The organism is Roseateles sp. (assembly GCF_044373315.1).
Taxonomy (GTDB): Bacteria; Pseudomonadota; Gammaproteobacteria; order Burkholderiales; family Burkholderiaceae_C; genus JACDQM01.
Genome location: NZ_JBILQK010000024.1, coordinates 38,245 through 48,042 on the forward strand (window position 1 = coordinate 38,245; position 9,798 = coordinate 48,042).

The 9,798-nt window shown below is 64.4% G+C and carries 8 protein-coding genes; 5 read left to right on the plus strand and 3 right to left on the minus strand.

Features of this window, described 5'->3' with window-relative positions; all coding sequences use genetic code 11:
• Positions 1–204 precede the first annotated feature (204 nt).
• The 3 genes from rpoD to hemH all read left to right on the plus strand — a co-directional run bounded on the left by rpoD (position 205) and on the right by hemH (position 4,823).
• The gene (gene rpoD, locus ACIQ67_RS08105; RefSeq protein WP_397533854.1) at positions 205–2,442 is read left to right on the plus strand and encodes an RNA polymerase sigma factor RpoD; all 2,238 of its coding nucleotides are present in this window, start codon (positions 205–207) and stop codon (positions 2,440–2,442) included.
• A gap of 289 nt (positions 2,443–2,731) precedes the next feature.
• Complete coding sequence (locus tag ACIQ67_RS08110) at positions 2,732–3,700, plus strand: adenylate/guanylate cyclase domain-containing protein (protein ID WP_397533855.1); 969 nt, start codon at positions 2,732–2,734, stop codon at positions 3,698–3,700.
• Between the two features lie 28 nt (positions 3,701–3,728).
• Entirely contained in the window at positions 3,729–4,823 is a 1,095-nt protein-coding gene (hemH, locus tag ACIQ67_RS08115; RefSeq protein WP_397533856.1) for a ferrochelatase, read from the plus strand.
• A 44-nt stretch (positions 4,824–4,867) separates the two neighbouring features.
• On the opposite strand, the gene ACIQ67_RS08120 is transcribed toward hemH, so the two are convergent.
• The 3 genes from ACIQ67_RS08120 to ACIQ67_RS08130 all read right to left on the minus strand — a co-directional run bounded on the left by ACIQ67_RS08120 (position 4,868) and on the right by ACIQ67_RS08130 (position 7,934).
• On the minus strand, positions 4,868–6,355 hold the full coding sequence (locus ACIQ67_RS08120; protein WP_397533857.1) for a tripartite tricarboxylate transporter permease: 1,488 nt from the start codon (positions 6,353–6,355) through the stop codon (positions 4,868–4,870).
• A 13-nt stretch (positions 6,356–6,368) separates the two neighbouring features.
• Entirely contained in the window at positions 6,369–6,887 is a 519-nt protein-coding gene (locus ACIQ67_RS08125) for a tripartite tricarboxylate transporter TctB family protein (protein ID WP_397533858.1), read from the minus strand.
• A gap of 87 nt (positions 6,888–6,974) precedes the next feature.
• Positions 6,975–7,934, minus strand: coding sequence for a Bug family tripartite tricarboxylate transporter substrate binding protein (locus ACIQ67_RS08130; protein ID WP_397533859.1), 960 nt, complete (start codon positions 7,932–7,934; stop codon positions 6,975–6,977).
• Between the two features lie 117 nt (positions 7,935–8,051).
• Between ACIQ67_RS08130 and ACIQ67_RS08135 the strand changes: the two genes are divergently transcribed.
• Positions 8,052–8,738: a response regulator transcription factor gene (locus tag ACIQ67_RS08135; protein ID WP_397533860.1), complete on the plus strand. Its 687-nt coding sequence runs from the start codon at positions 8,052–8,054 to the stop codon at positions 8,736–8,738.
• Positions 8,735–9,798: sensor histidine kinase N-terminal domain-containing protein (locus ACIQ67_RS08140; protein WP_397533861.1), on the plus strand; the 1,064-nt coding region annotated here is incomplete at its 3' end. The genes ACIQ67_RS08135 and ACIQ67_RS08140, both read left to right, overlap by 4 nt.

Genomic DNA, 9,798 nt, shown 5'->3' on the forward strand with positions numbered 1-9,798 from the left:
TATACAGGCCACCGTTATCCGCCAGGGCTGCAATTACAAACGTTCACGCAAGCTTGCACGCGCCACGCCGGACATTTGCCCTCGAATGAACGAGGGCGTTGACCGGCGCATGAAAGCCGCCTGGGCCACGCTTCGCTGGATTGCGATGTACGGGGCCCCGGGCGGCTGCTGCATTGCCCGCCCAACATCCACGCAAGGATCTGCATGACTGCCAAGAAGACCGCGCCCAAGGCCAGCGCCGCTGCCGAAGTCGAAGAAATCAAGAAGCCAGCCGCCAAGGCCGGCAAGGCTGCTGCAGCCAAGACTGCGGGCAAGACGAGCAAGGTCGCTGCGGAGCCGAGCGGCACGGAAGACAAGCCAAAGCGCGGCCGCAAGCCCAAGGCAGAAACCACCAGCAAGAAGGCCGGCAAGGCCGAAGTCGAAGAAGAGGACTTCAGCGACCTGGAGGCCGAAATCGAAGGCGAGACTGAGGTGGAGGCCGAGGCCGAAGTCGAAGAAGTGGCCGACGACAAGCCCAAGGCCAAGCCGCTGCGCATGAAGGTCAGCCGAGCCAAGGAGCGCGCGCTGATGCGCGAGTTCGGCCTGGACGAGACCGCGCTGACCGAAGAAGAAGTCGCCAAGCGTCGTCAGGAACTCAAGACCCTGATCAAGATGGGCAAGACGCGTGGTTTCCTGACCCATCAGGAAATCAACGACCACCTGCCCGAGAAGCTGGTCAGCGAGGAAATCCTCGAGGCCATCATCTCCATGCTCAACGACATGGGCATTGCGGTCTATGAGCAGGCACCGGATGCCGCCACGCTGCTGATCCAGGGCAACAACACCAGCACCGCCACCGAGGAAGAAGCCGAGGAAGCGGCTGAGGCCGCGCTGTCCACTGTGGACTCAGAGTTCGGCCGCACGACCGACCCTGTGCGCATGTACATGCGCGAGATGGGCACGGTTGAGTTGCTGACGCGCGAAGGCGAAATCGAGATTGCCAAGCGAATCGAAGGTGGCCTGCAGGCGATGATGCTGGCAATCTCCGCCTCGCCGACGACGATTGCCGAGATCCTGTCGACAGCCGCCAAGATTCGCGCTGGCGAAATGCAAATCTCCGAAGCCGTCGATGGTTTTGTCTCCAACGACGAAGCCGACGACTACGTGGCCGAAGAAGACTTCGACGAGTTCGATGAAGAGGATGACGACGACGGCAACGGTGGATCCAAGGCGCTGACAAAGAAGCTGGAAGAGCTGAAGAACGCTGCACTGGTGAAGCTGGACTCGCTCTCGACCAACTTCGACAAGATGCGCAAGGCCTTCGAGAAGGATGGCTACAAGTCCGCCTCCTACAACAAGGCCCAGCAGGCGATCAGCGCAGAGCTGATGACCATCCGTTTCACCGTCAAGACCATCGAGCGGCTGTGCGACATCCTGCGCTCCCAGGTCGATGATGTGCGTCGCTACGAGCGCGAACTGCGCAAGATCGTGGTCGACAAGTGCGGCATGCCGCAAGAGCATTTCATCAAGACCTTCCCGCCCAACACCTTGAATCTGCAGTGGGCCGAGAAGGAAATCGCCGCCAACAAGCCCTACAGCGCCGTGCTGAGCCGCAACTTGCCTGCCGTGCAGGAACTGCAGCAGAAGCTGATGGACATCCAGGCCAAGGCGGTCGTTCCGATTGATGACCTCAAGGACATCAACAAGAAGATGAACGAGGGCGAAAAGGCCTCGCGCGACGCCAAGAAGGAAATGATCGAGGCCAACTTGCGCCTCGTGATCTCCATCGCCAAGAAGTACACCAACCGCGGCCTGCAATTCCTGGACCTGATCCAGGAAGGCAATATCGGTTTGATGAAGGCGGTGGACAAGTTCGAATACCGTCGCGGCTACAAGTTCTCGACTTACGCGACATGGTGGATCCGTCAGGCCATCACCCGTTCGATCGCCGATCAAGCCCGCACCATCCGTATCCCGGTGCACATGATCGAAACGATCAACAAGATGAACCGCATCTCGCGCCAGCATTTGCAGGAATTCGGCTTTGAGCCGGATGCGCCGACTCTGGCCGAGAAGATGGAGATCCCTGAGGACAAGATCCGCAAGATCATGAAGATCGCCAAAGAGCCGATCTCCATGGAAACGCCGATCGGTGACGATGACGACAGCCACCTGGGCGACTTCATCGAGGACACCAACAACACCGCGCCGATCGAAGCAGCGATGCAAGCCGGCCTGCGCGATGTGGTGAAGGACATCCTCGACAGCCTGACCCCGCGCGAAGCCAAGGTGCTGCGCATGCGCTTCGGTATCGAAATGAGCACGGACCACACGCTGGAAGAAGTGGGCAAGCAGTTCGACGTGACCCGCGAGCGCATCCGCCAGATCGAGGCCAAGGCCATCCGCAAGCTCAAGCACCCGAGCCGCAGTGACAAGCTGCGCACGTATCTGGACAACCTGTAAGGTTGCCGAGAGGCGTAGGGCCCGCTATGGCGGGTTGTCGAGCGGCGGCATCACAATTTGCGCCGCGGGCACAAGCTGCGCCGCTGCTTGATCAATCTCTGATTGATCAAGTAGGTGCAGCAAAGCGGCGCGGATGATGAAGGGCTGGCTCTGCCAGCCCTTTTCTATTGAGGTAGCCCAGCGCTGTAATCAGGCACCAATCGGGCGCATCTGCGCGTTTACTCGGCCGGCAACTGTCATTCACCGCAGCTACACTGAGAACTCTGTCACGTTCAGCCCACTCCTGCCCATGACCCACATCCGGGAACGCACCGTTCTGTTTGCCGATTTACGCGGCAGCACGGCGCTTTTCGAGACTCTGGGCAACGCCGAAGCCACATCGGTGGTCACGCAAACGGTGGGGCAGATTGGCAAAGCCGTCAGTGACTGCAGTGGCAAGCTGATCAAGACGCTGGGTGACGGGCTGATGGCGGTCTTCGATTCGCCACGCGATGGCGTGAAGTCAGCCATTCGCATGCACGAGATCCTTGAGCGTATGGTTGCCAAGGGCCGCCAGCATGGCGCTTCACCCGGCCTCCGGGCCTTGCGGATGCAGGTCGCCCTCGCGCGTGGCGAAGTGGTCGAGATGAGCGGCGACTGCTTCGGCGACGCCGTCAATGTGGCAGCGCGTCTGCTGGACCATGCCGGCGACAACGAAACCCTGGTCACGGCCGAAGTCCTCGCCGGTCTGCCAAGTACTCAGAAGCTGCGCTTTCGCAACCTGGACCGCATCACGGTTCGTGGCCGCGTCGAACCGGTCCATGTGCATGTCCTGGACAAGCCCAATCAGGGTGACCCCATCGCCACGCAGTTCGGTGAAGTCCGGCAGGACAGCGTCGATCCCGATGGCATCCGTCTGATCTGGCTGGACCTCGATCGCGTGTTCGATATCGCAAGCATGCCCATCGTGCTGGGCCGCAGCGTGCAGGCCACGTATTGCATTACCGACGGCCGCGTGTCGCGATCGCATGCGCGCATTGACTGGCACGGCGGCTCCTTCTCGCTGACCGACCTCAGCTACAACGGCACCTATGTGCGTTTTGGCGGGGCCGGCGACATCATCAGCCTGCGCCGCGGCAGCTGCACGCTGCACGGCAGCGGCATCATCGGCCTGGGCGGCTCACCCATCGGCGGCGGCTCGCCCACCGTCAGCTTCGAGGTGCTGCATTTCGCCGACACCGAGCCCCTGCTCTCCGGAGCCAGCCGCGGCGCCCTCTGAGTTCCTCTTCTCTCTGCTCCCCCTGCCCATGCCCCGTTTCCAGCCTGAGCCGCACTATTCCCACGGCAGCGCAGCCAAGACTGCGGTGCTGCTGTGCAACCTCGGCACGCCCGATGCGCCGACGGCACCAGCGCTGCGCCGCTACCTGGGCCAGTTCCTCAGCGATCCTCGCGTGGTCGAAATCCCCAAGCTGGTCTGGCAGCTGATTCTTCACGGCATCATCCTGCGCGTGCGCCCGGCCAAATCAGCGGCCAAGTACGCAACGGTCTGGATGCCAGAGGGCTCGCCGCTGCGGGTCTTGACTGAGCGCCAGGCCAAGCTGCTACAAGGCTTTCTGGGCGAGCGCGGCCACCACCTGCTGGTGAAGCCAGCCATGCGCTACGGCAAGCCCGCCATTGCCGACACGCTGAACCAACTCCGTGCCGCGGGCGTGACGCGTGTGCTCGTGCTGCCCGCCTACCCGCAGTACTCAGGGGCCACGACAGCCAGCGTCATCGACGATGTGTCCCGCTGGGCACTTCAGACCCGGCACCTGCCCGAGCTGCGCTTCATCAACCGCTATCACGATGACACCGGCTATATCGCCGCGCTGGCGGATAGCGTGCGGGCACACTGGCGGCGCAACGGCCAGCCGGAGTTGCTGGTAATGAGCTTCCACGGCATGCCCGAGCGCACCCTGCACCTAGGCGACCCCTACCACTGCGAGTGCCTGAAGACTGGCCGGCTGCTGGCAGAGGCCCTGGGGCTGAGCCGCGATCAGTACCTGGTCACCTTCCAGAGCCGCTTCGGCAAGGCCAAGTGGCTGCAACCCTATACCGAACCCACGCTGCGTGAACGTGCCGCAGCCGGGCTGAAGAAGGTCGATCTGATCTGCCCAGGTTTCGCTGCCGACTGCCTGGAGACGCTGGAAGAAATCGCCCAGGAAGCCCGCGAGGCCTTCCTTGAATCGGGCGGCAAAGAGTTCGCCTACATCCCCTGCCTGAATGACAGCGACGCCGGCATGCGCATGCTGGCCGACCTGGCAGAGCGCCACCTGCAAGGCTGGCCGACACGCCAGACGCCAGATGCACAGGCGCTTGAGCAACAGCGTCAGCGCGCCTTGGCCATCGGCGCCAAGGACTGATCGAGAGACGGAGCCAGCGCTCCGTCACCCCGATCCAGCCAGGTTCAGGCGCGGCGATGCCAGCGCAGGAGGCGCGGCGTGATCAGCACCAGCGCCACCACGATCAGCAGTCCGAGCGACATCGGACGCTCCAGGAACACGCTCCAGCGCCCGTCACCAATGGCGATCGCATTGCGCATCTGCGCCTCGGCCAGCGGCCCCAGGATCATGCCCACCACCACCGGCGCGGTCGGGAAGTCGAAGCGCCGCATCACCACGCCCAGCAGGCCGATCGCCAGCATCAGGTAGAGATCGAATGCACTCTGGCGCATGCCGTACACGCCCACCGTCGCGAAGATCAGGATGCCAGCGTAGAGCTGTGCCTTTGGGATCTTTAACAACTTGACCCACAAGCCCACCATCGGCAGGTTCAACACCAGCAGCATCACATTGCCGATGTAGAGCGAGGCAATCAAGGCCCACACCAGGGTCGATGAGGTCTGGAACAGCTGAGGCCCGGCCTGGATGCCGTAGTTCTGCAGCGCGGACAACAGGATGGCTGCCGTCACCGAGGTGGGGATGCCCAGCGTCAGCAGCGGCACCAGCGTGGCAGTCACGGCCGAGTTGTTGGCGGCTTCCGGCCCGGCCACGCCTTCGATCGCGCCGACAGTGCCGAACTCTTCCTTGTGCTTCGAGAGCTTGCGCTCGGCGGCATAACTCAGGAAGGTCGGAATCTCCGAGCCGCCAGCCGGGATGGTGCCGAAGGGGAAGCCGATGAAGGTGCCGCGCAGCCAGGCCGGCACCGAGCGCCGCCACTCGCTGCGCGTCATGTGCACGCGGCTCATCTTGTTGAGGCTCTGCACACTGCGGCCTTCATACAGCGCGTTGTAGAGCGTCTCGCCAACCGCAAACAGGCCCACCGCCACCAGCACCACCTCGATGCCGTCCATGAACTCAGGAATTCCCGCGGTGTAGCGCACCTGGGCCGTGATCTGGTCCAAGCCCACCAGACCCATGGCAAGGCCAATGAAGAGCGAGGTCAGGCCGCGCAAGGTGCTCTGCCCCAGCACCGCGCTGACGGTGGTGAAGGCCAGCAGCATCAGGCAGAAGTACTCAGGCGGGCCCAAGGTGACGGCGAACTCCGCCAGCACCGGCGCGAAAAGCGTCACCAGCACGGTGGCGATGGTGCCGGCCACGAAAGAGCCAATGGCCGCCGTCGCCAACGCCGCACCAGCACGCCCGCTCTTGGCCATCTTGAAGCCTTCCAGCGCCGTCACCATGGTGCCGGTCTCGCCGGGCGTATTCAGCAGGATGGAGGTGGTGGAGCCGCCATACATGGCACCGTAGTAGATGCCGGCGAAGAAGATCATCGACGCGGTCGGGTCGACCTGCGAGGTGATAGGCAGCAGCATGGCCACCGTCACGGCCGGGCCGAGACCGGGCAGCACGCCAATGGCCGTACCCAAGGCGCAGCCGACGAAGGCCCACAGTAGATTGATCGGTGTGCCGGCCGTTGCAAAGCCGCCCAGGAGTTGCGTCCAGAGATCGCCCATTGCCAAGCCCTCCTCAGATCCAGCCGCCAGGCGCGAGGCCCGGCAGGTTGATGGCCAACAGTTTGGTGAAAAGCCAGAACACCGGCGCCGCGATCAACATGCCGGTGACGGCATCAAGTGCCAGCTGACGCCCGCCGCCGCCGGCCTTGCCTTCAGCCAGGCGCAGCCCGCGCACGGCCAGCACAAAACACAGCGTGCAGGACAGCACAAAGCCGATGTGCGTGATCAAGCTGGCATTGCCCACCACCGCAGCCACCACCCACGCCGCCGACTTCCAATCGGCCCTTTCCGCGCCCGAAGGCGTCTCCATCTGCCGGAAGCCGCCGCTGAGCGACTCGCGGATCAGCCACAGGCCGCACACGATCAGGGCCGCTGACACCAGCCAGGGCAAGGCATTCGGCCCGACGCCGGAGTAGCCCGCCTCGGAGGGGATGGACATCGCGCCGATGGCCATGACGAAACCAATCAGCAGGGCTCCTACCCCCACCAGGGTCTGGTAGGGATGGGACGAACGCGGGGCAGACTCGCTCATGGGCGTCTCCACAGTTCAAAGTTCAGGGGGCAAGAAGCAAAGAGGCCGGCAGTTTCAGCCGGCCTCTCGGGGGAGCGCAGCTGTCGCTCAGATCATTCCGGACTTCACCATCACGGCCCGCAGCATCGCGAACTCCTGATCGACGAAGTCGTGGAAGGCCTTGCCCGTCATCAGCGCCGGCGTCCAGCCGTTCTTCTCCAGCGACTCGATCCAGCTCTTGTTTCGGAACACGCTGCTGATCATGTCGGTCAGCACCTTCTGCTGTGCGGGGCTGATGCCAGGCGCCGCATAGACACCGCGCCAGTTGCCGATCTCGACGTTGTAGCCCAGCTCCTTGAGTGTCGGGATGTTCAGGCCCTTCAGGCGGGTCGGCGAAGTCACGGCGATAGCGCGCATCTTGCCGCTCTCGATGTACTGCTGGAACTCGCTGTAGCCGCTACCGCCCACCGTTACGTTGCCGCCAAGGATGGCGGCCGTGGCCTCGCCGCCACCACGAAAGGGCACGTAATTGATCTTGGCAGCATCGACACCTGCCTCGCGCGCCAGCATGGCCGCCGCAATGTGCTCGGTCGAGCCACGCGAGCCGCCGCCCCACTTGACGCTGGCCGGGTCTTTCTTCAGTTGCTCGATCACGTCCTTCATGGTCTTCAGCGGCGAAGAAGCCGGCAGCACGAACACGTTGTACTCGCTGGTCAGGCGCGCAATCGGCGTGGCCTGGCTCAGCGTCACCGGTGGCTTGCCGGTGATGATGCCGCCCAGCATCACAGCGCCCATCACCATCAAGGCATTCGGATCGCCCTTGCTGGCGTTGACGAACTGCGACAGGCCGATGGCGCCTGCAGCACCGCCCTTGTTCTCATAGGTCACCGAAGAAGCCAGGCCGGCATCCTGAAGCGCCTTGCCCAGCGCACGGCCGGTCGTGTCCCAGCCACCGCCCGGGTTGGCCGGAATCATCATCTTCACATTCGCCGCTGCCTGAGCAGACAGGGGCAGAGTCGTTGCGGCCGCAGCCGCCAGCAGTGTCTTGAGAAACTCATCACGACGCATGGCGCTTGTCTCCTTGTTGTGGATTGAACGGCTGGATCCTCGCCGTCCACGCTGTCAGTCGGCTGTCCGGCACCCTAGGGGAAATGCTAGGTCCGCTGCACGCCTAGACTCGCAGCCATGAAACTGCTTTTGGTTGAAGACGACTCGGCGATGCGGTTGAGCCTGACGCGCAGCTTCGAGCGCCGCGGCCTGCAGGTGCTCGCCGTCGACAGCGGCAGCGCAGCGCTGGAGCGTTGGCCGCAGTGGAAGCCGGACGTCGTGGTGCTCGATCTCAGCTTGCCTGACATCGACGGCCTGGACGTGCTGGCCCGCGCGCGCGACCAGGGCTTGAAGAGCCCGGTCCTGATCCTCACCGCGCGCGGCACGGTGGGCGACCGCATCCTGGGCCTCAATGTCGGCGCCGACGACTATCTGCCCAAGCCCTTCGACCTGGACGAGCTGATGGCCCGCTTGCAGGCCTTGGGCCGGCGCGCCGGCGGCGGCGCCGGCGCGGGCAGTGAGGCCGCGCCGGGCGCCAGCTTCTGCGGCATGCGCGTCGAGAGCGAGAGTGGCGCCATCTACCACGAAGGCGAAGTGCTGGAGCTCACGCCGCGTGAAAGCGCGCTGCTGCGCGCCCTGCTCGCCCGCCCAGGCCACGCCATCGCCAAGGAGCGACTGTTTGAGCTGGTCTTCCCGGGCCAAGCCGAGGTGCAACTGGAGGCCATCGAGGTGGTGGCCTATCGGCTGCGCAAGCGCATTGCACACACCGGAGCCCAGCTCGTGACCCTGCGCGGCCTGGGCTATCTGCTGAAGGCTCAGACATGAACGCGCCCCGCCCCAGTTCCTTGCGTCGCCGCTTGACGCTGGGCATCCTGCTGCCGGTGATCGTGCTGATCGGCTTCAACACCTGGAGCCTTTACCAGCAGGCCCTGAGCGCGGCCGATACGGCCTACGACAGGACATTGCTGGCCTCAGCCAAATCGATCGGCGAATTGCTGGAGGTCAGCGACGACGGCCAAAAGGCGCGGCTGCGCGCCACCGTGCTGTATTCAGCGCTCGAGCCTTTCGAAGCCGACAACCGCAGCCGCATCTACTACCGCGTCAGCGGCTTCGACGGCGAGATGGTGTCCGGCTTCCCCGATCTGCCGGCCTGGCGCGGCGAGCTGCCCAGCACCGGCCCGTATGCCGCCCTGGTCAGCTTCTATGACGACAACTACCGCGGCGAACCGGTCCGAGTGGCCGTGCTGCTTCAGCCGGTGGCCGGCGTGGCGGGCCAGGGCATGGCAACCATCCAGGTGGCCGAGACGCTGGAACTGCGCCATACGCTGGCGCGCCAGGTCTTGACTGAAACGCTGTGGCGCCAGGCCTTGCTGGTGCTCGTCATCGTGATCGTGGTGGTGGTGGTTGTGCAGCGAGCCACCGGCCCGGTGCGCCGACTGTCGGCCCAGCTGCGCGAGCGCACCGAAGGCGATCTGTCACCGGTCGATGCGCCAGACGCCCCGCGTGAATGGGTGCCGCTGGTCGACGCCACCAACCAGGTGGTGGAGCGCTTGCGCGAGTTGCTGGAGTATCAGAAGCGCTTCGTGCGCGACGCCTCTCACCAACTGAAGACACCGCTGGCGGTGCTGAAGACCCAGGTGCAGAGCGCGCGCCAGGGCGATGTGGAGCCGATGCAGGCGCTGGCCGAGATCGCTACCACGGTGGACCGTGCCACGCAGGTCGCCAACCAGATGCTGGCGCTGGCCAAGGTGGAGCAGCTGCGCCAGCAGGTCGACGAGATGCCGTTGCAGGACTGGGCCGAGGTCACCCGCGCCGTCGCCTTGGATCTGGCGCCGTTGATTGCCGACGCACAGCTCGACTTCGACCTCGATGTGCAGGCCGCGCC

Coding starts and splice junctions, on each gene's coding strand:
- ACIQ67_RS08135 (WP_397533860.1), top strand. CDS start 8,052: ATGAAACTGCTTTTGGTTGAAGACGACTCGGCGATGCGGTTGAGCCTG.
- ACIQ67_RS08120 (WP_397533857.1), bottom strand. CDS start 6,355: ATGGGCGATCTCTGGACGCAACTCCTGGGCGGCTTTGCAACGGCCGGC.
- ACIQ67_RS08130 (WP_397533859.1), bottom strand. CDS start 7,934: ATGCGTCGTGATGAGTTTCTCAAGACACTGCTGGCGGCTGCGGCCGCA.
- ACIQ67_RS08110 (WP_397533855.1), top strand. CDS start 2,732: ATGACCCACATCCGGGAACGCACCGTTCTGTTTGCCGATTTACGCGGC.
- hemH (WP_397533856.1), top strand. CDS start 3,729: ATGCCCCGTTTCCAGCCTGAGCCGCACTATTCCCACGGCAGCGCAGCC.
- ACIQ67_RS08125 (WP_397533858.1), bottom strand. CDS start 6,887: ATGAGCGAGTCTGCCCCGCGTTCGTCCCATCCCTACCAGACCCTGGTG.
- rpoD (WP_397533854.1), top strand. CDS start 205: ATGACTGCCAAGAAGACCGCGCCCAAGGCCAGCGCCGCTGCCGAAGTC.